Raw genomic sequence first — 25,889 nt, 5'->3', positions numbered from 1 at the left:
GTCGGAGCGTGAAACGAGGGCCAGGGTTCGCTGGCCTTCATGAAGCGAGTGTTTCGCCGTTATTCAACTGCGCAATTCAGCTGCATCAGCTAGCAGCGTGATTCGGCTTCATGAGTCACCTGTGTTGCCCATCGACCATCTCGGCTACTTGGCCTCGACCTGCTGGATATCGAAACCGATGCGGTTGTCGGCGCTGATGCGAAAGTGCAAGGTCTCGTCGCGCTCTACCCGCGCAGCCTTCTCGCGCAGCAGGCTGCCCTTGCCACACAGCGTGTCGTCCTCAGGGTCGGACTCGATGCTGACGATGCGCATACCCGCCGGCACGTACAAACGCACCTGCTCGCCCACATGGATGCGTGCCGCGAGCATGCGATCGACCATGACTGCGACATAACAACCGCCGCCGCGCATGCCGAAATCCCGGGTCACAACGACCTCACCGCCGTTGGGCACAGGCGACTGAAAACCACGCAAGCGCTCGTCTGGCACCGGCTTGATGTCTTCAGGGTCAGCTTGCCAGGACGAACAGCCGGCCAGCGCCAGTAATGGAATGAGTGCGAGGAGTAAGCGCATGGGAGGTTTCCGGTCAGGTAAGCGAAACGGTGATGGTATGACAGCTTGGCTGGCCGCAGCGCGATTTGTGCTGAGCCCGATGATCAGCGGGTCGAAACCGGGTGACTGCTTCCCGGGTATGGCCGCTCTTCCTCCAGCGTTCCGTGCCGATCATAGACCTCGACCGAAGCGGTCTTGCCATCCATGAAGCTGTCCAGCCCGGTGAACATCTCGTCCTTGGTGAGGGTGCGCAATACCGTTTCCTGGGATTGCTGGTCAGTCAGCTCCCAGCCCATGGGTGTCGGATTAACGTGGTACTTGTCCATCTATGGCTCCTTTGAGATGCGCACACCGGCTGGTGCCGCTCGGGATTCTGTGTGGAGGTCCGGTGCCGGTGTCGTGCCAGGACGCCCGGGCCTCTGCGCTGCTAGGTCCGATCGTCGATACCGAGCTCGCTGTCGTCAAAGTCCGGATCCTCTCCGGGCTCCTTCTCACCGCTGTCGGTCATGGTCACATCCGGCATCTCTTCGGCGGGTTCGTCATGCTCGGTCTGATCATGAGGTGTAGGGTTCATGGCGATCTCGCTTTGCAATGGGTTTCAGTCGATTGGAACCCCTCGCGCCTGATGACGTTCGCTGGCCCGCTTGCCGGCGGTCCGATCACCGTCTCAGGGGGTAGCGATCCTCCATCTGGCCGAAACTTGCGATTGCAGCCACACCGCGACTCCACCACACTGCCGGCAATCCCACCTTTACCGGAGCTGCTCCCATGCCTGCTAATAGCCAACCTTCGCGCGACAGTATCCTGGCCGACCCGGATGCGCTCAGCTGCACCATCTACCGTGCCCACGAAACCGACCCGGACGGCGAAGAGCGCGACATGGGCGATGCCCGCGTGATCATCACCGGGCAGTTCGAGCCGCCACAGGAATGGGATGCCAAGGCGCGCGCTGACTATTTCGACGGCATGCCGGAGGACGCCTTTTTCACCGCCTTGTTCGCAGCCGAAGCAGGCTCCGATTCCAAGGGCTATTTCACCGTCGAAGCGGATGACTACGCGGCCGTGACCGAACTTGATGGCAGCATCGCCATGTTCTACGTATGCGAGCGCCTGGACGACGGCAGCTACGTGATGCTGCGTGAGGAAGACGACGAGGAATAAATCCTCTTGCCTGATCGGCAGCAGGCTCCAGACGGGTAATCGAACCCGCTCCCGCTCGACCGGGTCTGTGCTGTATGGGCAGACCCCTCGGCTATACGCCGACAATGCCCTCGCTTGACCCACCCGCCGTTTACCGAAGAGGAATCTCATGAGCCCTCTGCACCGTCTCTGGCAATCGCCGGTTTCACGCATGAAGCTGGTGGCCGGCTTGCTTCTGCTGCTTGCAGCCGTGCTTTATGTCATCGCAACCGCCATGGAGCCGCGCCACACGGCCTGGGGCTACCTCGCATCCTTCGCCGAAGCCGCCATGGTGGGGGCCATCGCTGACTGGTTCGCCGTCACCGCCCTGTTCCGTCACCCGCTCGGCCTGCCGATCCCGCATACGGCGATCATCCCGCGCAGCAAGGCGCGCATCGGCAAGAACCTCTCAACCTTCATCACCACCCATTTCCTATCGACACCCCTGGTGCTGGCCAAGCTCGAAGCGCTGGACATCGGAGGTCGCCTCGCCAACTGGCTGCGCCATCCGGCCAATGCCGAATCCGTTGGTCAGCAGCTCACCGGCATGGCGAGGTTCGGCGTCGCCTCGCTGCATGACGAGCGCGTACAGGCGTTCGTCCAGGCGAAACTGATCAACCGTGCGCGCAAGGTCGACCTCGCGCCGATCTGCGGCCAGGTGCTGGAAATGCTCACCCGCCAGGGCAAACACCAGGCGATGCTCGATGAAGCGCTGATCAAGATCGATGCCCTGCTGCAGGACGACGACACCCGTGCACTGGTCGCCGATGCCATCACAGCCGAGGTCCGCACCCTGCGCTATCTGGGCCTGGGCAAAGCGGTCGGCGGCTGGTCGGCGAACAAATTCGTCGATGGCGTTTCGGCGGTGATCGCCGAGGTCGCCGATGATCCGGACCATCCACTGCGTGAGCGCTTCGACGAGCATGTTGCCGAGTACATCAATCGGCTCAAGCATGACCCGGACTACCGGCTGGAGGTCGAGCGCATCGTTGCCCAGTTGCTGGAGCACCCCGCTACGACCGACTACCTGCAGACACTCTGGCGCGAATTGACCGAGTGGCTGGAAGCGGATCTGGAAAGCCCTGATTCACGCATCGGCAAACGAATCGTGCGCCTGACGCAGGGCTTGGGCGATTCGCTGGCCGCCGATAACGCCATGCGCACCTGGATCAATGAACAACTGATGGCCGCCGCGCCGGGCATGCTCGAACGGTATCGCGGCCAGATCGGCCGATATATCGCCCAGCGCGTGGAGAATTGGGAGAGCCGGGAGCTGGTCGAGCAGATGGAGCAGAGCGTCGGCAAGGACCTGCAATACATCCGCATCAACGGCACGCTCGTTGGCGGATTAGTCGGGTTGCTGCTGCATGTATTGACTCAACTGGCAACGAGCTAGACCGGCTAGTGGGCATGCGTGCCGGGCGTGACCTGCTAGCAGGCACTGAGCAAGCGCAGCTTCTCGCTGATCTGGCTGGCGCTGGCGGCAGAGGTCAGATCGCAATCCCAGCGCAAGGTCGCGGGACTGCCGCTCAGGTACCAGAGGCGATTGGCGAGTTGATCGGCATCGCGGGCATCGTGGGTCACGCAGATCATCGCCATCTGCGGATGCGTATCCAGCAGCTGCACGATCAACCGGCGTAGCTCGGCAGCACGATCCGGGTCCAGCGAGGCGAATGGTTCATCAAGCAACAGCAGATCCGGTCGAATCGCCAGACTGCGTGCCAGCGCCGCACGGCGGGCCATGCCCAACGATAGCTGATCCGGCATCCGGTCGCCGGCATCACCGAGGCCCGTTTCGTTCAGCAACCGATCAATCTCGACCGCCGATGCGCCGACCAATGCGAGGTTCTGTCGCACCGTACGCCAGGGCAGCAGACGATGCTCCTGAAACAGATACCCGACGCGCAATCCCTCACGCAAATGGACTGTCGAATGCAGATGCCGATCAAGCCCGGCTATGGCGTTGAGCAGCGTCGTCTTGCCGACACCGGACGGCCCCAACAGGCAGATCCGGTCCCCTGCCTGAACCTGCAGATCAATAGCGCCCAGCACCGGATGCCCCATCGCACCATCGATCCGCAGCTCAAGCATGCTGCACCCCAGCCTCGCGCCAACCTGAAGCGCGCCGTTCCAATGGTTGCAGCACGACCAGCTCGATCACTTGCACCACGGCAATGAACGCCAGGCTGTAGGCGAGAATGCTCGCCACGTCGAACACCTGAAAGGCCATATGTAGCTGAAAGCCTACGCCGTCGGAACGACCGAGCAGTTCCACCACCAGTACGATCTTCCAGATCAATGCCAGACCACCCCGCATCGCCACCATCAAATACGGGAACAGCTGCGGCAGCCAGACTGCGGTGAGCCGTTGCCAGCGATTGAAACCATAGACCTGCGCCATTTGCTCCAGCTTTGGATCCAGGCTGCGCGCACCTTCGCGCACTGTCACAGCGACGTTCGGCACCTTGTTTATCACCACAGCCAGCACCGCCGCCACTTCCACCAAACCAAACCAGACATAAAGCAGGATGATGGTCACCAAGGCTGGCAGGTTGAGAAACAGCACCAATAGCGGGTCAAGCACCGCGTTAGCGAGCCGCGAGCGCCCCATCCACACGCCCAGCAGCGCACCCAAGACCATCGCCAGAGCGAAACTGATCAGCACCCGGCGCAGCGTGACCAGCAGATGGTGGGGCAGCTCGCCGCTTTGCACGGCCAGCCAGAAGCTGTTTGAAACCTCCGCTGGAGAAGGCAGCAGCGGCGCTTTGACCGCCAGCGCCGCAACTCCCCAGAACGCGACCACCAGTGGCAGTGCGACCCAGCAGGCCCAGCGCGAGGTCATCATGGTTCACGCTGGAACAGCGCGGCTGGCATCAGCTTGGCCGGGGTTGCACCTGTCAGCGTCAGCAGTCGGTGCAACGAACCAATGCGGACGTCATCCAGCGGCTGCGGCATGCCTGCGACGAAGCTATCGCGCAACATACCGAACACCGCCTCGCTATCCGCGCGCATCAAGGGCCGGATCGCCTGCCAATGGCCGGGTTGGCTCGCCAATTGATTCTTGGTTTCGCGTAAAGCCTGGGTGAAACGCTGGATCAGGTCACCGTGATCGACTGCCCAGGCCTGCGGAAACAGATAGCCAAGCACCGGCAGATCGGTGTCGAGGTTCAGCCTACTGACCAAATCGGCCAAACCAAACGCAGTGCGGACGCCCCCTTCGCCGCGCAAACGGGCAGAGAAGTGCCAGAACGTCACCAACACATCCACCTGGCCGCGCCGCAAGGCCAGGCTGAGCAGCGGGGGTGCGCCATACTGCACCGTCGCCTCGCGCACCAGGTCGATACCCTGAACCGCAGCGACCTGCTGCAACAGCTGCCAGCCGAGCCCGTCCGGTCCCCCGGCCACGCCGATGCGCTTACCTCGCAGGTCGGCCAGAGCACGGATGTCACTGTCTTCATCCACCAGCACTTCGCCGATTTGCGATGAGAACGGTACGTAGCGATAGGCCGTACCGGCCTCGTAGCGAGCCTGCGCCCAAAGCAAATCACTGACTGCGCCGTCGACGCTGCCGCTACTCAACGCCAGCCGTGACGCTGGCAAGTCAGCCACCAGCTTTACCCTCAAGTCGAAGCCGTTAGCCTTGTCGAGCCCGTGACGCTTGAGATGGTCGAGCTCCCAGTGCGGCGTGCCGAACTGCAGCACGCTAAGCGTCAGTACCGGTGCAGGTGGCGGCTCAGCTTGCGCCAGTACGAACAGCGGTACTGCCAAAAACACAGCCGCCAGTTTGCAACGTCGCGCCGCGCAGAGGGCACGGGCGAACAACCGGGGGAGGCAACTCAGAGCAGGCTTCATGTCCGCAGGGTACGAAGCCCGCGGCGCAGCACGAATAGTACTTTGGTGCCTCTTCGATGCTGCCATGGTCGCGGCAGCACATGCGGCCGCGGGTCAGACCAGACGGGGCGGCAAGAACACTCAGCGGTCCATGAGGGCGATCCTTTTCGCCAGCCGCACCTGCAGCTTTTCCAGTTCCGCCGGCTCAGCCTTGCCCGCCGCATGAATACCGAGGCTTTCGCCCGAATAGCGCGGGACGATATGCACATGAATGTGGAACACCGTCTGCCCCGCCGGCGCGCCGTTGAACTGCGCAATCTGCACACCCTCGGGCTTCAACTCGTCTACGATCACACGGGTGAGTTTCTGTGCGACCGTCATCACTTTGCACAGCGCCTCGGTGTCGACATCAAGAATGTTGCATGCGGCGGAGCGCTTGGGGATCACCAGCGCGTGACCGTAGGACTGCGGGAACACGTCGAGGAACGCCAGCACATCGTCGTCCTCGTAAAGCCTGTAGCAAGGCGCATCGCCCCGAATGATCTGGGCGAAGATGTTTTGCGGGTCGTACGTGGTGGTCAGGGACACTGAATGCGCTCCATGGTGGGATTAACAGCAATGACCATAGCGTTAACGCCGGTGCGGAGCCAGGGACCAGCTGCCCGCCGCGCCTTGGCTATTGCCATTCACCCTCCTCGTTCAGCAGCACTTCATCGCGGCCCTTTACCACTTGCAGGAGTCCGCTTTGATGGATCAGATAGGTGGAATCGCCGTCCACGAACCTGTACCCAAGGAAACGACAGGGCGAGCCGTCGGCACAAGTCGTGTGCCAGGTTTCGCCTGTCGTGACGACGAACTTTCCGCCTCGCTTGTCATGCGCATTGATCGCCACGTCGTTACAGGTGACATGACCCTCACCGCACCGGGACTCTATGCTGATGCGGAAGGTCTCAGTCTCTAGATCAGCAGCCAATGCGCTGCATGACATTAACGAAGCCGCCAGCAATTTGTTCATGCCCTGAACGCCTCTGATCACTCTGCGCGATGACGGCTATGCTGCCCTTTTCCAAGACCGGAGAGAACCGATGCACGATCTGTCCACCTTCCCCATCACCCAGAAATGGCCTGCCAGCTATCCGGATCGCCTGCAGTTGTATTCGCTGCCCACGCCCAACGGAGTAAAGGTGTCGATCATGCTGGAGGAGACTGGCTTGCCCTACGAGGTGCATCTGGTCAGTTTCGAAAGCGATGACCAGCGTTCAGAAGAATTTCTTTCGCTCAACCCGAACAACAAGATCCCGGCAATCCTCGATCCCAATGGGCCGGACGGAGAGCCGCTGGCGTTGTTCGAATCCGGTGCGATTCTGTTGTACCTGGCGGACAAGACCGGCCAGCTCATGCCAGAACAGGCTGCGGCCCGCTACGAGACCATCCAGTGGTTGATGTTCCAGATGGGCGGCGTCGGCCCGATGTTTGGCCAGCTGGGCTTCTTCCACAAATTTGCCGGCAAGGACTACGAAGACAAACGCCCTCGCGACCGTTACGTTGCCGAAGCCCAACGCCTGCTGGGCGTGCTGGACAAGCGACTCGAAGGCCGCGAATGGATTATGGGCGGACGCTACAGCATCGCTGACATTGCCACGTTTCCGTGGGTACGAGGCCTGGTGGAGTTCTACGAAGCGCGCGAACTGGTGGAGTTCGAACGCTTCGTCAATGTGCAGCGGGTGCTGGACGCCTTCGTTGCGCGGCCAGCTGTGGCAAAGGGGCTGAATATTCCGCCACGCGGTTGATCGATCAGATCACTTTCGCCGCGCGACCGATGAACTGGATCGGGCCGGTCGGCAAGCCGGTTGGCGAGCCGGTGGGTTGCTCGAGTGTGAGTTCGAACAACTGGTTGGGCTGCAGCGGTGGCAAGTCATCAAGGTGAATCTTCAGTGGCTCGCCTGGCTTGACCAGACCCAGCGATACCGGCGCCTGCCAGCCGTCGGCCTTGGTCCAGAGTTGCAGCGCCTTGTCGGGCGGCAACTCGGTGACGCCCAACGGAATCAACTGGATTTCCCGTGACTGATTGCTCGCCTGTACCACCCAGCCGGGTGCCAGGTCCTGCGGCGTCGCGAGCACCACCAGCCAGGTTGGCGAAGGCGTTGTCACGCGGGTCAGCAGCAAGCCACCCAGCACCAGCGTCGCGGCCATGCCGGCGGCAGCGAATCCGCGCCATAGCGACAGGCTGTCCCACCAGTGACTTAGCGGCGAAGATGTCGCTGGCGCGGCCTCACGATTCGTCTCGTCAAGCGTGCGCTGAATGCGATGCCACAAGCGTGGCGAAGGCGTTTGCGGCTCCACCAGATCGGTCAGATGCAGCAGCCGTGCCTCCCAGTAATCCACGGCCGATTGCAGTTCGGGTTCCACCGCCAGCCGCCGCTCGACCGCTTCCCGCTCCAGGGCCGTGAGCGTGCCGAGCACGTATTCGCCAGCCAGCTCGTGCAAGCTGTCGCCCTGATTGTTGGATTCGTTGTTCATCCGATGCACTCCCGAAGGGCGGTCAGGCTGCGACGGATCCAGGCTTTTACCGTGCCGAGAGGCGCCCCCAGGCGCTGGGCGATTTCCTGATGTGAGTAGCCGTCGACATAGGCGTGAAACACGCAATTGCGCCGCACCGGCTCTAGTTGTTCGAGGCAGGCTTCGATCCTGCCGGGATTGACCCGCCAATCGAAGGCGTCGGCCTGCTCCTGCCAGCCGTCAATGGCGACATGCCCGGTCGTGTCGCCCTCCTCGTCCGGGTCCAGCTGTACATGCCGGGCATCGTTACGCACGGCATTCAGCGCGAGGTGGCGCGTGACACTGAAGATCCAGCCGCGCGCCGAACCACGTGACTGATCATAGGTGCCGGCCTTGTTCCAGATGCGGATGAAGGCGTCATGGACGATGTCCTCGGCCAGCGCCAGATCGCGCACGATGCGCTGCACCACACCGAGCAATCGCGGGCTTTCCTGCTCATAGAGCTGCTGCAAGGCCGAGCGATCGCCCCGTGCGCAGGCACGCAGCGCCGCTTCGTAATCAAACAAGGGGGGTTGCGACACGTGATTCGCCATTCTCGGAAAGAGGAAAGCCCCGACGCTGGCAGAAGCCAACGCCGGGGCGTGGTGGGAGCATAGAGGCGAACGGCGCCCATATCGAGCACCTTTGCGCCCGCTGCGCTCAACTTACTTGGCAGCCCAGAACAGGTAATCGGCCTGGTAATCGACGATCTGCCGCTCGCCCTTGTTGGCGTCGGCGCATGCCTTGGCTGGCGCCACACCGCCCTTGGTCGCCACACGCTGGATGTAGCTGACGCCTGTCATCGCGCCCTTGCCTTCGGCAGGATTGGCCTTGACCAGCTGATGCGGAATATTGCCTTCGCCAGCTGGGGCGATGGCGACCTGGGTGCCGGTGACCTTCGAGCCATCCATCGATTCCCAGGTTGCGGGGGGACCGTAGTACGTGCCGACCTGCTTGCCGCTGCGATCATTGAGCGCCGCCTTCGGGCCCATGAAGATCCAGGCCATCTGCCCGGGCATGTCGGGCTGAGCTTTGCACTCATAGGTGATCTGGCCGACGCCAACGGTTTCCATTGCAACCTTATGGCCATCAGGCACGCGCACGGCTTCAGGTACGTCTGTCTGGGCGAAAGCCGTGGCTGAACAGCCGAGAGCCAGTGAAAGGCCGGTCAGGCAGAGGATCTTTTTCGCGTCCATTTTTGTATCTCCGGGTAGTGGTCGGATTGGGCGACAAAGGTGCCGCTACCGGTACTACCCGCCAGATGCGCGATTGGATGCAGTACGTTTGAAAAATATTCGCGTCATTCTGAGCTCAGACTCTGGCCACCGACCATCAACCCGAACATCAGCCCGAATCCGGTAAAGGTGATGATGCCCCTATCTGAGCACCCTGGAATGTCCTGGCATATCGGCAACGCCATGAAGCGCTCGGCCTTCGAGGGGAGTCCTGCCCTGCTGGCTTGGAAAAAGAGCAGGCACCACTGTCGATTTCACGCGCCTTGAATCGACCAGTGTTGCAGCCGTCGGAATTGATAAACGCCGACTAGGCTGTGTTCTCTCATTTGCAGAAGGAGCCGGACGATGCGATTCATGGTGATGATCAAGGCCAATCCAGATACCGAAGCGGGCGTAATGCCGAGTGAGGAGATTCTCGCCGCCATGGGCCAGTACAACGAGGAACTGGCCAATGCCGGCGTACTGCTTGGCGGCGAGGGGCTGCACCCGAGCAACCGGGGCGCGAGGGTACGGTTCAGTGACGGGCAGTGCTCAGTGGTGGATGGACCCTTCGCTGAAACCCGCGAGCTGATTGCCGGTTACTGGATGTTCAAGACCGCGTCCATGCAGGAAACCATCGATTGGGTGAAGCGCTGTCCGCAGTCTGCCATCGGCGATTCCGAGATCGAGATCCGTCAGGTGTTCGAAGCTGAAGACTTCGGCGCGGAATTCACCCCCGAGCTGCGTGAGCAGGAAGAACGCTTGCACGCTCAGATCAATCACTAACCCAGCAGGAGACCACCGGATGAAAATCACCCCCTACCTTACCTTTGACGGCCAGGCGCGTGACGCCTTCACGCTGTACCAGCAAGTCCTCGGCGGCGAAATGGAAATGATGACCTTCGCGCAGGCGCCCGACTCGGAGCACTTTCCGGCTGAATACCGCGAGCGAATCATGCACGTGGGCTTGACCCTCGGCGAATTCTCGCTGATGGCATCGGACACCATGCCGGGCGACCCCGCCTGTGGTGGCGGCCAATACGAAGGCATCAAGGGCTGCTCGATCTCACTGCACCCCAAAAGCATTGCCGAGAGTGAACGGCTGTTCGCAGCGCTATCGGAAGGTGGACAAGTCGTGATGCCGTTGGAGAAAACCTTCTGGGCCGAGCGTTTCGGCATGTTTACAGACCGCTTCGGCGTGTCCTGGATGATCAACTGCGAACAAGGCTGATCGCATCGGATGGCGTAGGCGGCGTCCAAAGGTCGCCGCCGTGCTCGGTTACGCCGTAGGGGCGAATTCATTCGCCCGCGACTCCAACGGCGTCAACAGGCCAACCCGACCAACGCTACTGATCGCAAGCCCCACCGCCGCTTGAACGCAGCCCGAGTTACCGCAGTGCAGAGTGCAACTCACCACCGTGGTGCTTGGCACATCTGACTGCAGTCGGCCCCAAACCCACAACGCAACTCGAACATTGGCCACACGTAAAATTTGTTATAACGTATCGCGCCCCATCGCGATGCCCCTCTCGCTCGCGTCCGTAAGTCCCGCTGTGAGCGTTTCATGCCTTCCCCATCCGTTTCGCCATCAGCCCCGTCGCGCCTGCTGTCCATCGATGCGCTGCGCGGCCTGGTCATCGTCTTCATGCTGCTCGATCACGTCCGTGAAACCTTTCTATTGCATATGCAGGTGCCGGACCCGATGGACGTGGCGGTTACCGAGCCCGCGCTGTTTTTCAGCCGTACCCTGGCCCATCTCTGCGCGCCGGTTTTCATCCTGCTAACCGGGTTGTCGGCGTTTTTGTATGGCGAGAAGTATGCCGGCCGCGCCGCGGTGTCGAGCTTTCTGCTCAAGCGCGGCCTGTTTCTGGTGGTGCTTGAACTTACCCTGGTCAACTTCGCCTGGACCTTCCAGTTCCCGCCCAGCGTGATCTATCTGCAGGTGATCTGGGCGATTGGGCTGAGCATGCTTGCCCTCTCGGCGTTGCTCTGGCTTCCCCGTGCGGTGCTGCTGACCTTGGGGCTGGCGATCATCGCCGGTCACAATTTGCTGGACACACTGCAGTTCTCCAGCGATTCGTTGATGCACGTGCCCTGGGCCATCCTCCATGACCGCGGCTGGATCGAAGCCTCGGAAAGCCTGCGTCTGCGCACCTCCTATCCGCTACTGCCGTGGATCGGCGTGATCGCAGTCGGCTATGCAATCGGACCGTGGTTCGCCCGTGGCGCAGACCCGATCACACGCCAGAATCGATTGCGCAACTACGGCGTGGGTGCGCTGCTGGCGTTCGTGGGTTTACGCTTGATCAATGGCTACGGCGAACGCCCATGGAGTGTCGGCGAGACCGGCACGCAGACGCTGATGAGCCTGCTCAACATCACCAAATACCCGCCTTCGCTGATGTTCCTCTGTCTGACGCTTGGCGTCGGCCTGCTGTTGCTACTCGCGTTCGAGCGCAGCCAGACGAGCCGATGGTTGCGCCCGCTCACCGTGTTCGGCGCAGCGCCAATGTTCTTCTACCTGCTGCATCTGTACGTGCTTAAGGTGCTCTACATAGTGGCGGTAGGCATCTGGGGGCTGAACCATGGCAGCCATTTCGGCTTTGATGCAGTCTGGCCACTGTGGCTCTGCACCCTTGTGCTGGCGGTGGTGCTATTCCCGGCAGTGCACTGGTTTGCCGAGCTGAAGGCACGGCGGCGGGATATCCAGTGGCTCAAATATCTCTGAACTGGAGCGCTGTCATCACGCCGGGGGCAGGCAAGACGCGATTCACCTTTGAACAGGCAGGGCCAGAGCCTCGAGCAACGCGCGCATGTCCTGCCAGTGCGAGCCCTCCCAGAAGATTTTGCCGCAGCAATCGCACTCCTTGAACCGCTCGTGCCGCTCCAGCACCCTCGGCGGTACACGATCAGCCACGGCCAGCCTGTCCCGGTCAGTCAGCGGCGTATTGCAGGTCATGCAAAGACTGAACGGCCGCGCCTGAGCCGCCAGATCCAGGCGCTCATACAACTCTCGCAACTGCTCGGCCGGCTTGATGGCGTGTACATAACAGCCATGCAACACCGCTCGATGCATGAGCAGCGGGCGATCACGCGTCAGCAGGACTCTGCCCTCGCGGTTGGCCAGTTCCGTCATCGCCCGATCTTCATAATGGTTGTCGAACAGCGTGTCGAACCCGGCCATGCGCAACAGCCGCGCCAAGCCGCCAAGGTGAGCGTCGGCAACAAACCGCAGCGGCGTGCCCGGCAGGGCGTGGTCCGCCACGTGCTCCGCGACATCGAACTGCTTGAATCTGGGGTACACGGCAATCCGGTCACCGTCCTGAATCAGCCAGTCGAGCCCCACCGGCTCGCCATTAGCCAGCACCAGCGCCACTTCGGTATGCGGCACGCCCAGCGCCTCGATCATGTGCTTGGTGGTCGCTGATCGCGCGCAGGCGCAGCTGAACGCCTGCCCCCTCCGCTCGCCTGGGAGAAACGCGTTCAACCTGGAATAGAAACGAAACGTCGCGTTCGTCATGGCTGTATGGGCAACGCTGACCGCAGCTGATCCGCAAAGGATCGCGGGTGCGTCACGCTCCTTGAGGCTGTAAGTCGGCTCAGCTTACCCGTCGCCGCCCGATCAGGCTGCAGTCACCCATCCGGATTGGAGGCCCGTCGCCAGCAGCCGGTTGCCATCAGACCGGTGCCATGAGGGGCGGCGCGCCCTCCCCCGCCTAAGTAGCCGGTACGAGCGCGCCAGCCTTGCCTCAGAAAAGTCCGATGGCCCACGCAGCCAGGAACAACAGCAGCGAGAAGCTCCACATCCACCACAGCGAGTAACGGATGTGCCGGCCGAGATCCAGTCCTGCCAGGCCCAGGGCGAGCCAGAGCGCCGGCGAGAACGGGCTGATGAAGGTGCCGATGATGTTGCCTATGGTCATTGCGTACACCACGCTGGCTGGCTCGACACCGTGGTTCGCCACCACTTCCAGAGTGACCGGCAACAAGCCGAAGTAGTAGGCATCGGTGCTGAGCATCAACTCCATTGGCAAACCGAATACACCGAGAATGATGTGCAGCTGGGGCACCATCGAGGCTGGTAGTACCTGCACCAGATCCTCCGCAATGGAGGTGAGCATGCCTGTACCGGTGACAATGCCCAGCATGGAACCAGCCGCCAGAATGATCATGCCCATGCTCAGCGCAGCCGGGGCGTGCGCGGCGATGCGCTGCATCTGGGCCTTGCCGCCGGGGTAGTTGATCAGCAGCGCCAGCGAAAGACCGATCATGAAGATGTAGCCCGCAGGCAGCACACCGGCGAATAGCGAGATCAGCACCAGCAGGAACAAGCCACCGTTGAGCCACAGCCGGCCCGGTCGCTCCAGCGCGCGCTCCTCGGCGGTGGGCTCCTGAAGATTATGGCTGCTCTCGACCAGCACACCTTCATCTGCCGAAACACTGCCCGAAGCGATACGCCGCTGCTCACGCCAGCCGAGCAAGGCGGCCAGCGCCACCAGCAGCACGACACCAATGCCCTGGATGGCGATCAACGGACGCCACAGCTCGGTGACGTCGATACCCGTAACCGCTGCGGCACGGCCCAGCGGACCGGCCCAGGGCACCATATTGAAGATGCCGGCACCAAGCGCCAGCAGCAGTAGCATCAGGTAAGGACTCATGCGCAACTGGCGATACAGCGGCAGCAACGCCGGAATGGTCAGCAGGAAGGTAGTGGCGCCTGCTCCATCCAGGTGTGCCAGCATGCCGATCACAGCGGTAGCCACCGTCACAGCGATGACATTGCCGCGGGTCAGCTTCACCATTGCGCCGATGATCGGACGAAACAGCCCGGTGTCCTGCAGCACGCCGAAAAATGTAATGGCGAACACGAACATGGTGGCAATGGATATCACGCGGCCCAGGCCATCGGTAAAGAAGCCCGAAATGGCTTCAGGCCCGAAGCCGGCGAGTAGAGCGCCCAGCAACGGCACCACGATCAATGGCAGGATGGGCGCCATGCGCCCCACAAGCAGCAGCACTACCAGGCTGCCAATGGTCAACAGACCAATCAGGGTCAACACGCCTTGTTCTCCTCGTTATTTTTATGCAGCTAGAAACAGGTGAACGAGGGAGCCTACGAAGCCAAGCTTTCAGTAACCTTTAAGCCGGCCGACCAGGACGTACGCAGCTCTGTCTGACTGTTAAGAGGTATGTCAGGCAAAGTCCGATGACTGTCGCGCTCTTAAAACCAGCGACACGCCGAAAGGCGGTGAATGATCGACACGCAGAACAGGAGCACAGGTAGTTGGATCTGCTATTTCTCGGCACCTCATCCGGAACCCCGACCAAGGCGCGGAATGTCAGTGGCCTGGCCCTTCTTGAGGACAGCGGCAAAGGCTGGTACCTGATCGACTGCGGTGAAGCCACCCAGCATCAGCTGCTACGCACGCCGCTGACGCTGCACGGGCTGCGCGCGATCTTCATCACCCACGTGCATGGCGATCATTGCTACGGCCTGCCCGGTCTGCTCGCCAGCGCCGGCATGGCCCGCCGACAGGAACCGCTGGATATCATCGCGCCTGCAGCGATCGAAGGCTGGGTGCGTGCCACCCTGGAAATGAGCCAGAGCCATCTGCCGTACGAACTGGTTTTCCACGCCACTGAATCGCTCGGACACTGGCGCAACCGACAGATGAACGTCGAAGCCACCGAGCTTTCCCACAGGGTCCCGAGCTGGGGGTACAGCTTCACCGAAGCCCGCCCGGACCCGCGACTGAATACGGAAAAGCTCGACAGGGAGGGAATTCCCCGCGGCCCTCTATGGGGTGAGCTGATGCGCGGCAACGATGTGGCATTCGATGGCCGAAACCTGCGCAGTGAGGACTATCTACTCGCTACCCGACTACCCCGACGGATCGTCATCGCCGGCGACAACGACCAACCCGAACTGCTTCGCGATGCCTGCAAGGACGCGCAATTGCTGGTGCACGAAGCCACCTACACCCAACCCATCGCCGAAGCCGGTAAAGCCGATTTTGGCCATAGCACCGCCGCCCAGGTCGCAATCTTCGCCGCGGATGTTGGGCTACCGAATCTGGTCCTGACGCACTTCAGCGCGCGCTATCAGAGCGTTTCAGGCAGGGGCTTGTCGATCGAGGACATTCGAACCGAGGCCACCGCTCACTTCAGAGGCCCACTTTTTCTCGCAGCAGATTTCCTGCAGCTGACGTTAAACAAGCAGACCGAACTCAAGCAGACAGACGCATCACAGCCATAACCGGTTGCCGCACATATGGTCAGCGCATGCTTTCACACGGCGCAGGCGGAGTGGTTGAGTTATACGAGACCGGACCACGCTCCCCCGCTCCCCCGCTGGCGCAATGGCAAACCAGCACTGCCTGCTCATCCGCATGCCGCCGAGAATGCAGCGCAAACAGAAAGGCATTCGTGCGATACCTTCTCATTTACAATCCATTCTTGATTACCTAGTCTGTGCCTCGTTTCACCATCAGCTTGTTAGCACCCCATGGATCCTCGCCCATACCTGCCTATACGGCGAAATCTGCTGCGCATCTCGTATCGCCGCGCCAAACGCGACGCCAGCACCCTTCGAACAGGAACGACACATGATCAAACCCATTGCAGGCTTTCTCCTTCTGAGCGCACTTGCCCTGCCCGCCCATGCTCACGAACTGTGGCTGGAACGCAACGGCAATGGCCCCGTAAAGGTGTTCCTTGGCGAACCGGATCAGGACGTGGTCGAAAGTGGGGAAACGGTTGCAGCACTGGCGCCGACCACGCGCATCATCAGTCAGGATTCAGCCTCGCAAAAGCCGCTCACCATCAAAGATGACCACCTTGAAGCAGCAATCGATGGGAGCGCCGACGTGCGTGCCGTCAACGACCAGGTCTGGAAACCGTGGGAAAACGACAAGGGTGAACTCACAGCGGCCTTGATGCATGCCCGCTGGGGCCGCACCGAAGCGAAAGCAGGGATGGATCTGGAACTGGTTCCGGAGAAAGCCAATGGCGACCGCTTTACCCTGATGTTCAAGGGTCAACCGCTGGCGGACAACGACGTCATGCTGATCACGCCCACAAACAAGGCACAGCAGCTGAAAACCGACAAGCAGGGGCTGGTCGAGCTGAAGATAGACGCCCCGGGCCGCTACATTCTTGCGGGCGGGCACGAGATTGCTGCAAATGGCCAGAATGTGGCCGGGCAGAAAGTCGACCGCATTTATCACGGCACCACCACAAGCTTCGTCGCTGAGTAAACGACTCAACCTCCCGCATCGCTGTCCCCGCTGAGCGCATAGCGCACAGCCGGGCCAGCACCGCCGGCAGTCCGTTACATCCCTGCAGGCCACAATAACGATACGTTGAAAGCCACGTGCTAGAGCGTCTACGCTTGCAGGCCACCGATCCAGCCCAGGCAACGACGATGAGCGTCACGCAAACGCAACTGCACGACTCCCCCGCACGCTACGGCACAGTTAGCCGCTTCTTTCACTGGAGCATGGCCGTCATTCTCGCTTGGCAATTTGCAACAGCTTTTTCACACCTGCTGCTCGAAGACACCGCTATCGAGGGGTTTCTTTGGGGTACGCACAAGGTGGTCGGGTTGCTGCTGATTCTATTGGTCGTCGCGCGCGGGCTCTGGTCGTTGTACAACCGCGGAAATCGGCCGCCATCGCTCAGCGCAATGGCTGGGCTCGGCCATCTGGCGCTCTATGTGCTGATGATCGCCATCCCGCTAATCGGCCTGGTTCGCCAATATGGCTCAGGGCGAGCATTCGAGCCGTTCGGAATTCCGCTGATGCCTGGATTCGAAGGCGACGCCATCAGCTGGATGACGGCACCGGGCTTCCTGCACAGTTGGCTGGGCTGGTTACTGCTGGTATTGGTGATCGGCCATGTCGCGATGGTGTTCGTCCACCGGCGTCGGCCGCAAGATGAAGACGTGCTGGCGCGGATGCTCGGCAACCGTCAATCAGGTCCGTCCAAGCCGCATTGACCAAACACTCAGCGACTAACATCCCCGCCACCTACGAGCAGCATTCGGCCCTACAGGGAGAGAAGCGCTGACACCAAAGCTGCGTATCCGCCATGGCCGTAGGGTCGAATTTATTCGACCGACCCACCACCTGTGCCATCAAACCCGAACACGGCCAGCCCAGGCAGCCGTGTCGCACCAGCGCTATAGGCGGCACACCGCCGACCGGCAGGATCTAATTTATTCGACAAACCCACCACATGCGCGATTAAACCCGCACACGGCCAGCCCGAATAGACCGTGTCGCACCGGCGCTATAAGCAGCGCACCCCGCCCATCCGTAGGGTCGAATTTATTCGACCAACCGATCAGCTGCACCATCAAGGCCGTACACGCTCAGTCCTACAGCCGAGCGCCCTGACTGCAGAGGCTTCAAGCCTCAACTACCGACCATTGCTTGTTCAGCCGTTTGTCCGACGCTGCCATTTTCGTCCCGAGCTGCTGAGCCCAGAGCGATACGCGATATTCCTCCAGCATCCAGCGGTACCGGACCAGCTCCGGATCACGCTTCCCTTCCTGTTGATGCTTTTTCAACCGCGCCTGGAATTGCTCCCAATACCCGGCCAGCTCACCGGACCAGACGCGATCACGCTGCAGCTGCGCACCGATTTTCTCGAAACGCTGCTCTACTGCCTTCAGATAGCGCGGCAATTCCTTCAACCATTCGGCTGGCGTCTCGCGGACAAAACCGGGATAGACCAGATTGCCCAGTTGCGCCTTGATGTCGTTCAGCGCCACTGCCTGAGCCAGATCGATCTTCCCTTTGAAGCGCTTTTGCAGGCCGTGCCAGTGCTTGAGAATTTCCAGCGTCAGGCGAGCCAGACGCTCGGCATGCGCAGCCCAGTCCCCGCGTTTACGTTCGGCCAGCGACGCCAGAGCGGCACCGTCGCGAGGCAGTTGCGGCTCATCAGCCAGGATGCAGCTGTCCAGGCTGGCCAGCAGAATGTCTTCGACCAGGGCATCGATTTTGCCCATATCGCGGTACAGCAACGCCAGCTCGGTGAGACCCGGCAGTTTGTTGCGCAGGTATTTGGCGGGTTCGGCCAGCTGCTGCAACAACAAGCGCTGCAGGGCGCGGCGATGCTGATAGTCGGCTTCGGCCTGAGTCGGGAAACGGCCTTCCTTGACCACTCCGCCCTCCTCGACCAGTGCGGGATAGACCGTCATCGAAAGCCCCGCCATCTTCGCCTGTGCCTTTTCGGCAACCTGGGCAAAGCCCTTGGCCTCGACCGGTTTCTGTTCAGCCTTCTGCTGCGGGGGCGCCAGCGCGGCCTGGCTGGCTTCATTGAAGCGTGCCGTCAGCTCGGCCAGATCCCGGCCTTCTCCCAGGAACTTGCCCCGGGCGTCGACCACCTCGATGTTCATCTTCAGATGGCTCTCAAGCCCCGTCGCAGCTTCTGCCCAGGCATCATCCGACACCCGCGCGCCGGTCATGCGCAGCAGCTCGCGACCTAGCGCCTCGGGCAGAGCGCCCTCACCAAAGGTGATCTTCGATAACGCGGCTTTAACGAAATCAGGCACCGGCACGAAGTTCTTGCGGATTGCCTTGGGCAGGTTGCGCACCAGTGCCACGGCCTTGGCCTCGATCAAGCCCGGCACCAGCCAGTCGAGCCGTTCGGCCCGCAGTTGCGGCAGCAGCGGCGCCGGTACTCGCAGCGTCACACCATCGCGCGGATGGTTGGGTTCGAAGTGATAGTCGAGTGACAGTTGCAGTTCGCCGATTCGCAAATGGTCCGGGTACTGAGCGGCGGTGACCTCGCTGGCGTCCCGCGCCAGCACGTCCTCGTCGCGCATGACCAGCAGCTGCGGATCCTTGGCGCTCTCGCGCTTGTACCAGTTCTCGAAGCTGGCAGTTTGGTAGATGTCCTGCGGCACGCGGGCGTCGTAATAGGCGAAAAGCGTGTCCTCGTCAGCAATGATGTCACGCCGACGGGCCTTGGCTTCCAGCTCATCGAACAGCTCCAGCAGCTCGCGGTTGGCTGTCAGCGCCTTGGCGCGGCTGAGCATCTCGCCTCGCACCAGCCCCTCGCGAATGAACAGCTCTCGCGCCACCGATGGATCGATTGGGCCAAAATGCACCGGGCGCCGCGCCACCACGATCATGCCGTAAAGGGTGACCTGCTCGAAGGCCACGACCTGGCCACGCTTCTTTTCCCAGTGCGGCTCGATGTAATTGGTCTTGGTCAGGTGCTTGGCAAGCGGCTCGATCCAATCCGGTTCGATCTTCGCCACCATGCGCGCAAACAGCTTGGTGGTTTCGACCAGCTCTGCGGCCATGATCCAGTTGGGCTTCTTGCGCCCGATGACGCTGGACGGATGCACCCAGAAGCGCCGCTGCCGCGCACCGAGAAAATCGCCCTCTTCGGTTTTGTGCCCGACCTGACTGAGCAGACCGGCAAGAATCGCCTTGTGCACGGCCGCATAGCTCTTGGCCTTCTGTGCGGCTTCGCTGGCATCGGCTTGCTGGGCCAGTTTGACGTTGACCTTCTTGTCCTTGGTCAGGGCTAGCTGATCGGCAGAAGGGGCCCCCCCGTCATCCTTGTCGGAGCCAGCTTGCTGGCGATCCTTCCCATCGATGGCCTGATCGCCAGCAAGCTGGCTCCTACGGTTCTGCGCGTTATCGTTGAGCTTCAACTCCCGCACGATAAGCGTCAGCTGGCGATGCGCGTCGCGCCACTCGCGCAGACGCAGGTAGTTGAGGAAGTTCTTCCGACACCAGGTGCGCAGGGGGTTGGAGCCCAGCTCCTGGCGCTTCTCCTCGAAACCGCGCCAGAGATTGATCAGCGCAGCGAAGTCCGAATCCGGATCCTTCCATTGCGCGTGTGCCTGATCAGCCTGCTGCTGGCGGTCTGCCGGGCGCTCGCGCACATCCTGCACCGACAGCGCGCTGGCTACGATTAGCACCTCGGCCATGCTGCCCAGATGGACCGCTTCGAGCAGCATGCGGCCCAACCGCGGATCGATGGGCAGACGCGCCAGCTGCCGGCCCAAGGGTGTCAGCTGGTTCTCGCGATTGACCGCCGAGAGCTCCTGCAGCAGGTTGAAACCGTCACTGATGGCTTTTCCATCCGGCGGCTCGATGAAGGGGAAATCCTCGATCTGTCCCAGGCGCAGATGCAGCATCTGCAGGATGACCGCAGCGAGATTGGTACGCAGGATTTCGGGATCAGTGAATTCCGGCCGACCAAAAAAATCTTCTTCGCTGTACAACCGAATGCAGATGCCCGGCTCGACCCGTCCGCAACGCCCCTTGCGCTGATTGGCGCTGGCCTGGGACACGGCTTCGATGGGTAGACGTTGCACCTTGGCGCGGTAGCTGTAACGGCTGATGCGCGCGGTGCCCGAATCGATCACGTAACGAATACCGGGCACGGTCAGCGAGGTCTCGGCCACGTTGGTGGCGAGCACGATCTTGCGACCGGCTGCGGGGCGGAAAATCTTCTGCTGGTCGGCCGGCGTTAGCCGCGCATATAGAGGCAGCACCTCAGTGAAACGCAGGTTGGCCTTGCGCAGCACCTCCGCGGCGTCACGGATCTCCCGTTCGCCCGGCAGGAATACCAGCACGTCCCCCGGCCGCTGGCCGATGCTTTTTTCATGCGCATCGATTTCATCCAACGACGCCAGAATGCCCTGGTCGACGGTCAGATCATCCTCGACCCGGTTACCGTCCTCATCGGACTCCGCCGCCAACGGGCGATACCAGGTTTCGACCGGGAAGGTCCGGCCGGATACCTCGACGATAGGCGCACCGTTGAAGTGTTCAGAAAACCGCGCCAAGTCGATGGTCGCCGAAGTGATGATCACCTTCAGGTCAGGGCGCCGTGGCAGAAGCGTCTTGAGATAGCCGAGCAGGAAGTCGATGTTGAGGCTGCGTTCGTGGGCCTCGTCGACAATGATGGTGTCGTACTTTTCCAGGAACCGATCGTGCTGGGTTTCGGCCAGCAGGATGCCGTCGGTCATCAGTTTGATCAGCGAGCTGTCCTTGCTCTGATCCTCGAAACGCACCTGATAACCCACCAGCTCGCCCAGCGGTGTCCCGACCTCTTCAGCCACGCGTGTAGCGACACTACGAGCAGCCAGCCGCCGCGGCTGGGTATGACCAATCAGGCCATGCACGCCCCGGCCGATCTCCAGGCAGATCTTCGGCAGCTGTGTGGTCTTGCCCGAGCCGGTTTCGCCTGCGATTACCAGCACCTGATGCTTTTCCAGCGCGGCCTTGATCTCGTCGCGCTTGGCGGCGATCGGCAGGCTGTCGTCGTAACGCATGACGGGTACGCTCTGGCGCCGCGCCTCGACCTTGGCGGCCGAGGCCTGGAAGCGTTCGAGCCATTGCACAAGACGCTCGTCCTCGATCGGCGCGTCGCCGGCCTTCTTGCGCAGGTCATGCAATTGGCGACGCAGGCGATGGCGGTCGGCGTACATTGCCTGGTCGAGGTTTTTCAGGAGTTGGTCAAAGGCGGGCGTTGCGTCGGTCATGGACAGCCGTAAGCGATTTCGTGAAGGGCGCGATTGTCGCAGATTTGCCCGGCTGCCCGTAAGGAAAGGGATTGGCGGAAGGACCGCGCCGGCGTACCGGCGCGGTAATCAGGTGATTAACGGATCCAATGGCCCCAGCGAGATTTCTCCTGGACTTGCTGGATACGCATGGTACCGATGCTCTGCTCGGCCGCTGCGGCTATCTCGTCATCGATCATCTTGGTCGAAAGTGACAGCCAGCTGGTGGTGAACGCCAACGCATCGCCGTGCAGCTCCAGTGCCTCGGTGGAGATGTTAGTGAGGTCGTCGCACTCGGAGTGGTAGCACGGATCGAACGCCTCCCCGGCCGTACCGCCGTAGCGCTGGGCCTGTTCAACGCTCTTTATGTCCTCCGCGCCGGTGAACAACCCGCCAAAGGCGATGCCGTCATCGAAGAACTGGGCGTAGTCGGAGCGGAAGTCGATCTCGGTGCCTTCGGACGGCGCGTTGCGCAGCTGGAAGTAGGAGCTGAACAGACGCTCGATGGCACCGGAGCCCGGAGGGCCCTGCAAACCGAAATCCGAGCCATCGCCGTCATAGATGAAGTTCGCGTAATTCGGCGAACCGATCATGTCGACGTTCAGGTAGGCCTTGATCTGCTGCTTCTCTTCCTCAGGCAACTGGTTGACGTAGTAGGTCGAACCTACCAGCCCGGACTCCTCGGCACCCCACCAGGCGAAGCGGACCTTGTTCAGCGGGTATGCCCTGCTCATCAGGGTCGCCATTTCCAACAGCGCAGCGCTGCCGGAGCCGTTGTCGTTGATGCCCGCCCCCTCGAACACCGAGTCCAGGTGAGCGCCTACCATGATCACGTTGTCGGGATTGCCCCTGCGGGTCTCAGCCAGGACGTTGAAGGTCTCGGTCCGCTCACGAACCACGTCAACATTCAGACTGAGCTGCAGGCCCGCGGTACCCGCCCACTCCACACCGTTGTCGTAGGTGGAAAACAGCACAGGGATGCCGCCGTCGTAGTCCTCACCCAAGGTGGCAACCAGCAAGCCTTTGCGATCTTCGGTGTCGCCCTGATTGAAGATGATCGCGCCCGCCGCCCCTGCAGCTGCGGCATTGGTGGCTTTCTCTCCAAATGGGCAGGTGCCACGCTGCATCAAGGCAATTGCGCCGGCTGGAAAGCCTGCAAAATCACCGGGTTCGCAGCCGCTGGTGGAGGTATTGCCGAGTCCCAATGCAAGGTCGACCGGAACGACTGGGGCGGAAACGGTCCCGGGGTCGGTCTGATCGGCGTAGGTGAAGTCCTCTTCCCAAGTGTATTGCACCGCCTGGGGCGCAACCGCGGCGAGCGAGCCAGGCCCTTCGGGGTAGAAGGCCAGGAAGGGGAACGTCTGCACCCTTACCCGGTAGCCGGCGCGCTCAAGCGTCCTGCGCACATAGTCGACCGAAGCCTGATAGCCGGGTTGTCCAGATGCACGATTGCCGTTATTGAGCGAAGCGATGTCCTGCAGGTTCTGCAGGTGCGTCATGACGTTGCTGGCCTGCATGCATCGTGGCAGGCCGAGCGGCGAACCAACCAGCAGCGGTGATCGACAAACCCGAGCGTCGGGCTTGTCGGGACTCCAGTAGTCATCGAACGCAGCGATCTCCGCGGTTGGAGCCGCGAGGGCTGCGGTGGAAGCCAGTAAAGCGAAAGAAGCAACTACCCGACGTGCATTGTTTTTCTTTTGCATGGGTAACTCATCCTTGCAACGAGATTGATGGGCAGGCCGCAAAATGGCATGCGCCATCGTCCCCTACGGCATTAAGCGGACGCGGCCATGCTCAGGTAGACCGGTGCGCCTGCAGATCCGTTCTAGGCAAAAGGCCGCACGTGCCGCCCGTTGGTCGGTTCCATAACGAAATAGTGGCATTTAGCCTTCTTCTGACAGCCAACCGAAAGCTTGATGTGGATCAATGGACATTAGCCGCGCTAGCGCTTCCTCACTTTGGCTTAGTCCGCTCAAGACCGGGCCAAGCCGGCCGATACCACCGCCATGAGCCTTGCCGCTTTGCGTGCACTGTTAACCCTATAAAACACCGGCACGACGACCGTCCGCCGAGGAGTCCATGAAATGTCTGCACCCCGTTCCGGCATCGCCGGGCAATTGGGCCTGGCCCTGTCCGCGGTTCTGGCAGTCGTCATTGCCGGAAGCAGTCTGTTTGCGCTGCGCTCGTTGGCCCAGTCGACCGAACTTGCCCATCGTCAGCATCTGGCCAGCGAAGCGCAGCTGCTCGCCGGTCAGCTCGCCAGCTTCCATCAGTCCTTGAAGACCACCACGCAGCGGCTGGCCACGCTGTTCGAGCGGCGCTTCGCCTCGGGTCTGACCCTGGATCCGGCAACCGACGGGACCACGCCTTCGCTGCTCCTGAACGGGGACCGCCTGAACGGAGATTTCACCCTGGTCGATGAATTCACCACGCTGACCGGTGGCGCGGCGACGGTGTTCGCTCGTACTGGCGATGATTTCGTACGTGTCACCACATCGGTAAAAAAGGAAGACGGTTCACGCGCCATTGGCACGCTATTGGACCGCAAGCATCCGGGGTACGCCCCGCTGCTCAACGGCCAGCCCTATGTCGGCCGAGCCACCCTGTTCGGCCGGCAGTACATGAACCAGTACACACCGGTGCGTGATTCCGGCGGCCGGGTCATTGCGGTGCTGTACGTCGGTTTCGATTACACCGACGAGCAACGCAACCAGTTCCAGGCGCTGTCAGTGTTTCGGATTGGCGAGAGCGGCTCGCTGGGCATCCGTGACGACATCGCCGGCTGGCTGGTGAAGCCGGCGGGCGCGGTTGCCGTCGATGAACTTGATGCGCAACTGGCCAAGGCTGAGTCGAGCCAACCGTTGACCTGGACCGACGGCAACGAGGATTTCCTCAGTCTCGTAGCGCCGGTAGCCGGTGAAAGCATGCAGGTCGCGGCCACCCTTCCGCAGGAGGAGATCGACGCGCTCATCTGGCGAGTCGGGACACAGCTCGCTCTGGGCAGCCTGCTGGCACTGATCCTGGCAGTCGCTGCCACTATCGGCCTATTACGCCACCGCCTGCGCCCGCTGGCACGCCTGGTCGAGCAGGCCCGCGCTTTCGGCGAAGGCAACCTCAAGGTTCGTGTCGTCGTCGTGCGCCAGGATGAAATCGGGACACTCTCAACAACCTTCAATCAGATGGCGGAATCGCTGTCCGGGACCGTTACCAAGGTGCGCACGTCGTCCACCGATGTCACTCAACGCGCAGATCAACTGAACAGACTGGCCACCGGAACCGAGCAGCGCTCAGCGGACCAGGCCTCGCAGCTGGATACCATGGTCAGCGCCGTGCAGCAGTTCAGCGCAACGGCCGGCGAGATTGCCAGCGGCATGCACCGCACCGAACAGCTGACCGTGGAAAACGTCACCTTGACCCGCCAGGGCGCCGAATCCATGCGTTCTGCCGAAGGTGCATTGCAGCAGATCGCAGGGTCGCTTGCGTCTACCGGGCAGGTCATCAATGGGTTGGGCGAGCGCTCGCAGCAGATTGGAGGAATCGTAGGTGTAATCAGCAGCATCGCCGAGCAGACCAACCTTCTCGCACTCAACGCAGCAATCGAAGCGGCTCGCGCCGGTGAACAGGGCCGCGGCTTTGCCGTGGTGGCCGACGAGGTACGCAGCCTGGCGGCTCGTACCAGCCAGGCCACGCGGGAAATCACCGACGTGATTCATTCGGTTCAGGACGAAACCAACCGCGCCATGGCCTCCATTGACGAGGGCAACCGTCTGATGAAGGACGGCCTCGCACTTAACGGCGCGGTGGCAGCGACCCTGGACGAGATCCAGACGCATACGGCACAGACGCTCGACCAGTTTGCCGACATTGCCCGCGCAACCAGCGAGCAGAGCGCGACGGCATCGGTCTTGAGCCAGAATCTTCATGCCGTAGCGCAGGACAACCAGTCACGTCGTAAGGCCGGTGCCGAGTTGGCCAACACGGCCCAGCAGCTGAAAAGCCTGGCTGACGCACTCGAGCGCGAGGTCAATCACTTCAGCTGAGCC

The 25,889-nt window shown here is 61.7% G+C and carries 25 protein-coding genes; 10 read left to right on the top strand and 15 right to left on the bottom strand.

What is annotated here, in order from left to right:
- Window positions 1-144: 144 nt before the first annotated feature.
- From NA619_RS14470 to NA619_RS14460, 3 genes are all read right to left on the bottom strand, one after another.
- Entirely contained in the window at window positions 145-573 is a 429-nt protein-coding gene (locus NA619_RS14470; RefSeq protein ID WP_255962546.1) for a 3-isopropylmalate dehydratase, read from the bottom strand.
- Between the two features lie 83 nt (window positions 574-656).
- Entirely contained in the window at window positions 657-878 is a 222-nt protein-coding gene (locus NA619_RS14465; RefSeq protein ID WP_255962545.1) for a hypothetical protein, read from the bottom strand.
- Between the two features lie 101 nt (window positions 879-979).
- On the bottom strand, window positions 980-1,126 hold the full coding sequence (locus NA619_RS14460; RefSeq protein WP_255962544.1) for a hypothetical protein: 147 nt from the start codon (window positions 1,124-1,126) through the stop codon (window positions 980-982).
- Between the two features lie 194 nt (window positions 1,127-1,320).
- On the opposite strand from NA619_RS14460, the gene NA619_RS14455 reads away from it, so the two are divergent.
- Together NA619_RS14455 and NA619_RS14450 are read left to right on the top strand one after the other, a co-directional pair.
- Window positions 1,321-1,713, top strand: a complete 393-nt coding sequence (locus tag NA619_RS14455; RefSeq protein ID WP_255962543.1) for a hypothetical protein — start codon at window positions 1,321-1,323, stop codon at window positions 1,711-1,713.
- Between the two features lie 148 nt (window positions 1,714-1,861).
- Window positions 1,862-3,127 carry a DUF445 domain-containing protein gene (locus NA619_RS14450; protein WP_255962542.1) on the top strand — a complete coding sequence of 422 codons (1,266 nt, stop codon included), beginning with the start codon at window positions 1,862-1,864 and terminating at the stop codon, window positions 3,125-3,127.
- A gap of 35 nt (window positions 3,128-3,162) precedes the next feature.
- On the opposite strand, the gene NA619_RS14445 is transcribed toward NA619_RS14450, so the two are convergent.
- From NA619_RS14445 to NA619_RS14425, 5 genes are all read right to left on the bottom strand, one after another.
- Window positions 3,163-3,822 carry an ABC transporter ATP-binding protein gene (locus NA619_RS14445; RefSeq protein ID WP_255962541.1) on the bottom strand — a complete coding sequence of 220 codons (660 nt, stop codon included), beginning with the start codon at window positions 3,820-3,822 and terminating at the stop codon, window positions 3,163-3,165.
- A complete protein-coding gene (locus NA619_RS14440; RefSeq protein WP_255962540.1) occupies window positions 3,815-4,576 on the bottom strand; it encodes an ABC transporter permease in 762 nt (253 codons plus the stop codon). Before NA619_RS14440 ends, NA619_RS14445 begins: the two co-directional genes overlap by 8 nt.
- A complete protein-coding gene (locus NA619_RS14435) occupies window positions 4,573-5,583 on the bottom strand; it encodes an ABC transporter substrate-binding protein (protein ID WP_255962539.1) in 1,011 nt (336 codons plus the stop codon). Before NA619_RS14435 ends, NA619_RS14440 begins: the two co-directional genes overlap by 4 nt.
- A gap of 120 nt (window positions 5,584-5,703) precedes the next feature.
- A complete protein-coding gene (locus tag NA619_RS14430; RefSeq protein ID WP_255962538.1) occupies window positions 5,704-6,150 on the bottom strand; it encodes an HIT family protein in 447 nt (148 codons plus the stop codon).
- Window positions 6,151-6,238: 88 nt separating this feature from the next.
- The gene (locus tag NA619_RS14425) at window positions 6,239-6,577 is read right to left on the bottom strand and encodes a hypothetical protein (protein WP_255962537.1); all 339 of its coding nucleotides are present in this window, start codon (window positions 6,575-6,577) and stop codon (window positions 6,239-6,241) included.
- Window positions 6,578-6,647: 70 nt separating this feature from the next.
- Here NA619_RS14425 and NA619_RS14420 point away from each other — a divergent pair, with 70 nt between their 5' ends.
- Window positions 6,648-7,352 (top strand): glutathione S-transferase N-terminal domain-containing protein, encoded by a 705-nt coding sequence (locus tag NA619_RS14420; protein ID WP_255962536.1) that lies wholly within the window; start codon window positions 6,648-6,650, stop codon window positions 7,350-7,352.
- 4 nt (window positions 7,353-7,356) lie between these two features.
- Here the strand turns inward: NA619_RS14420 and NA619_RS14415 are convergent, their stop codons facing one another.
- The 3 genes from NA619_RS14415 to NA619_RS14405 form a co-directional block, all read right to left on the bottom strand.
- Window positions 7,357-8,082 carry an anti-sigma factor gene (locus tag NA619_RS14415; protein WP_255962535.1) on the bottom strand — a complete coding sequence of 242 codons (726 nt, stop codon included), beginning with the start codon at window positions 8,080-8,082 and terminating at the stop codon, window positions 7,357-7,359.
- Window positions 8,079-8,654 (bottom strand): sigma-70 family RNA polymerase sigma factor, encoded by a 576-nt coding sequence (locus tag NA619_RS14410; RefSeq protein WP_255962627.1) that lies wholly within the window; start codon window positions 8,652-8,654, stop codon window positions 8,079-8,081. The genes NA619_RS14415 and NA619_RS14410 overlap by 4 nt, the downstream gene beginning before the upstream one ends.
- Before the next feature lie 111 nt (window positions 8,655-8,765).
- Window positions 8,766-9,296 (bottom strand): DUF3455 domain-containing protein, encoded by a 531-nt coding sequence (locus NA619_RS14405; protein ID WP_255962534.1) that lies wholly within the window; start codon window positions 9,294-9,296, stop codon window positions 8,766-8,768.
- Window positions 9,297-9,680: 384 nt separating this feature from the next.
- Here NA619_RS14405 and NA619_RS14400 point away from each other — a divergent pair, with 384 nt between their 5' ends.
- The 3 genes from NA619_RS14400 (at window position 9,681) to NA619_RS14390 (ending at window position 12,042) form a co-directional block, all read left to right on the top strand.
- Window positions 9,681-10,100, top strand: a complete 420-nt coding sequence (locus NA619_RS14400; RefSeq protein WP_255962533.1) for a YciI family protein — start codon at window positions 9,681-9,683, stop codon at window positions 10,098-10,100.
- A 19-nt stretch (window positions 10,101-10,119) separates the two neighbouring features.
- Window positions 10,120-10,545, top strand: a complete 426-nt coding sequence (locus NA619_RS14395; RefSeq protein ID WP_255962532.1) for a VOC family protein — start codon at window positions 10,120-10,122, stop codon at window positions 10,543-10,545.
- Between the two features lie 333 nt (window positions 10,546-10,878).
- Complete coding sequence (locus NA619_RS14390; protein WP_255962531.1) at window positions 10,879-12,042, top strand: DUF1624 domain-containing protein; 1,164 nt, start codon at window positions 10,879-10,881, stop codon at window positions 12,040-12,042.
- 42 nt (window positions 12,043-12,084) lie between these two features.
- On the opposite strand, the gene NA619_RS14385 is transcribed toward NA619_RS14390, so the two are convergent.
- Window positions 12,085-12,834: a Mut7-C ubiquitin/RNAse domain-containing protein gene (locus tag NA619_RS14385; RefSeq protein ID WP_255962530.1), complete on the bottom strand. Its 750-nt coding sequence runs from the start codon at window positions 12,832-12,834 to the stop codon at window positions 12,085-12,087.
- A gap of 229 nt (window positions 12,835-13,063) precedes the next feature.
- Window positions 13,064-14,377 (bottom strand): CitMHS family transporter, encoded by a 1,314-nt coding sequence (locus NA619_RS14380; protein WP_255962529.1) that lies wholly within the window; start codon window positions 14,375-14,377, stop codon window positions 13,064-13,066.
- A gap of 224 nt (window positions 14,378-14,601) precedes the next feature.
- Here NA619_RS14380 and NA619_RS14375 point away from each other — a divergent pair, with 224 nt between their 5' ends.
- The 3 genes from NA619_RS14375 (at window position 14,602) to NA619_RS14365 (ending at window position 17,313) form a co-directional block, all read left to right on the top strand.
- Complete coding sequence (locus NA619_RS14375) at window positions 14,602-15,573, top strand: ribonuclease Z (protein ID WP_255962528.1); 972 nt, start codon at window positions 14,602-14,604, stop codon at window positions 15,571-15,573.
- Window positions 15,574-15,922: 349 nt separating this feature from the next.
- Entirely contained in the window at window positions 15,923-16,573 is a 651-nt protein-coding gene (locus NA619_RS14370; RefSeq protein WP_255962527.1) for a DUF4198 domain-containing protein, read from the top strand.
- A 167-nt stretch (window positions 16,574-16,740) separates the two neighbouring features.
- Window positions 16,741-17,313, top strand: a complete 573-nt coding sequence (locus NA619_RS14365) for a cytochrome b (protein ID WP_255962526.1) — start codon at window positions 16,741-16,743, stop codon at window positions 17,311-17,313.
- A gap of 411 nt (window positions 17,314-17,724) precedes the next feature.
- On the opposite strand, the gene hrpA is transcribed toward NA619_RS14365, so the two are convergent.
- A complete protein-coding gene (gene hrpA, locus NA619_RS14360) occupies window positions 17,725-21,828 on the bottom strand; it encodes an ATP-dependent RNA helicase HrpA (protein ID WP_255962525.1) in 4,104 nt (1,367 codons plus the stop codon).
- A gap of 116 nt (window positions 21,829-21,944) precedes the next feature.
- Window positions 21,945-23,549: a M28 family metallopeptidase gene (locus tag NA619_RS14355; protein ID WP_255962523.1), complete on the bottom strand. Its 1,605-nt coding sequence runs from the start codon at window positions 23,547-23,549 to the stop codon at window positions 21,945-21,947.
- Window positions 23,550-23,930: 381 nt separating this feature from the next.
- On the opposite strand from NA619_RS14355, the gene NA619_RS14350 reads away from it, so the two are divergent.
- Window positions 23,931-25,886, top strand: coding sequence for a methyl-accepting chemotaxis protein (locus tag NA619_RS14350; protein WP_255962522.1), 1,956 nt, complete (start codon window positions 23,931-23,933; stop codon window positions 25,884-25,886).
- The last annotated feature ends 3 nt before the right edge of the window (window positions 25,887-25,889 follow it).

Source organism: Stutzerimonas stutzeri, assembly GCF_024448895.1.
Taxonomy (GTDB): Bacteria; Pseudomonadota; Gammaproteobacteria; order Pseudomonadales; family Pseudomonadaceae; genus Stutzerimonas; species Stutzerimonas stutzeri_Q.
Note: the sequence above shows the minus strand (reverse complement) of the source record. Positions and strands in the feature narration are given on the sequence as shown.

Excerpts from the sequence above, each read along its gene's own strand:
- NA619_RS14460 (WP_255962544.1), bottom strand. The coding sequence starts at position 1,126 with ATGAACCCTACACCTCATGATCAGACCGAGCATGACGAACCCGCCGAA.
- NA619_RS14390 (WP_255962531.1), top strand. The coding sequence starts at position 10,879 with ATGCCTTCCCCATCCGTTTCGCCATCAGCCCCGTCGCGCCTGCTGTCC.
- NA619_RS14370 (WP_255962527.1), top strand. The coding sequence starts at position 15,923 with ATGATCAAACCCATTGCAGGCTTTCTCCTTCTGAGCGCACTTGCCCTG.
- hrpA (WP_255962525.1), bottom strand. The coding sequence starts at position 21,828 with ATGACCGACGCAACGCCCGCCTTTGACCAACTCCTGAAAAACCTCGAC.
- NA619_RS14420 (WP_255962536.1), top strand. The coding sequence starts at position 6,648 with ATGCACGATCTGTCCACCTTCCCCATCACCCAGAAATGGCCTGCCAGC.
- NA619_RS14410 (WP_255962627.1), bottom strand. The coding sequence starts at position 8,654 with ATGGCGAATCACGTGTCGCAACCCCCCTTGTTTGATTACGAAGCGGCG.
- NA619_RS14470 (WP_255962546.1), bottom strand. The coding sequence starts at position 573 with ATGCGCTTACTCCTCGCACTCATTCCATTACTGGCGCTGGCCGGCTGT.
- NA619_RS14355 (WP_255962523.1), bottom strand. The coding sequence starts at position 23,549 with ATGCAAAAGAAAAACAATGCACGTCGGGTAGTTGCTTCTTTCGCTTTA.
- NA619_RS14440 (WP_255962540.1), bottom strand. The coding sequence starts at position 4,576 with ATGATGACCTCGCGCTGGGCCTGCTGGGTCGCACTGCCACTGGTGGTC.
- NA619_RS14400 (WP_255962533.1), top strand. The coding sequence starts at position 9,681 with ATGCGATTCATGGTGATGATCAAGGCCAATCCAGATACCGAAGCGGGC.
- NA619_RS14395 (WP_255962532.1), top strand. The coding sequence starts at position 10,120 with ATGAAAATCACCCCCTACCTTACCTTTGACGGCCAGGCGCGTGACGCC.
- NA619_RS14435 (WP_255962539.1), bottom strand. The coding sequence starts at position 5,583 with ATGAAGCCTGCTCTGAGTTGCCTCCCCCGGTTGTTCGCCCGTGCCCTC.
- NA619_RS14450 (WP_255962542.1), top strand. The coding sequence starts at position 1,862 with ATGAGCCCTCTGCACCGTCTCTGGCAATCGCCGGTTTCACGCATGAAG.
- NA619_RS14365 (WP_255962526.1), top strand. The coding sequence starts at position 16,741 with ATGAGCGTCACGCAAACGCAACTGCACGACTCCCCCGCACGCTACGGC.
- NA619_RS14465 (WP_255962545.1), bottom strand. The coding sequence starts at position 878 with ATGGACAAGTACCACGTTAATCCGACACCCATGGGCTGGGAGCTGACT.
- NA619_RS14350 (WP_255962522.1), top strand. The coding sequence starts at position 23,931 with ATGTCTGCACCCCGTTCCGGCATCGCCGGGCAATTGGGCCTGGCCCTG.
- NA619_RS14425 (WP_255962537.1), bottom strand. The coding sequence starts at position 6,577 with ATGAACAAATTGCTGGCGGCTTCGTTAATGTCATGCAGCGCATTGGCT.
- NA619_RS14455 (WP_255962543.1), top strand. The coding sequence starts at position 1,321 with ATGCCTGCTAATAGCCAACCTTCGCGCGACAGTATCCTGGCCGACCCG.
- NA619_RS14405 (WP_255962534.1), bottom strand. The coding sequence starts at position 9,296 with ATGGACGCGAAAAAGATCCTCTGCCTGACCGGCCTTTCACTGGCTCTC.
- NA619_RS14385 (WP_255962530.1), bottom strand. The coding sequence starts at position 12,834 with ATGACGAACGCGACGTTTCGTTTCTATTCCAGGTTGAACGCGTTTCTC.
- NA619_RS14415 (WP_255962535.1), bottom strand. The coding sequence starts at position 8,082 with ATGAACAACGAATCCAACAATCAGGGCGACAGCTTGCACGAGCTGGCT.
- NA619_RS14445 (WP_255962541.1), bottom strand. The coding sequence starts at position 3,822 with ATGCTTGAGCTGCGGATCGATGGTGCGATGGGGCATCCGGTGCTGGGC.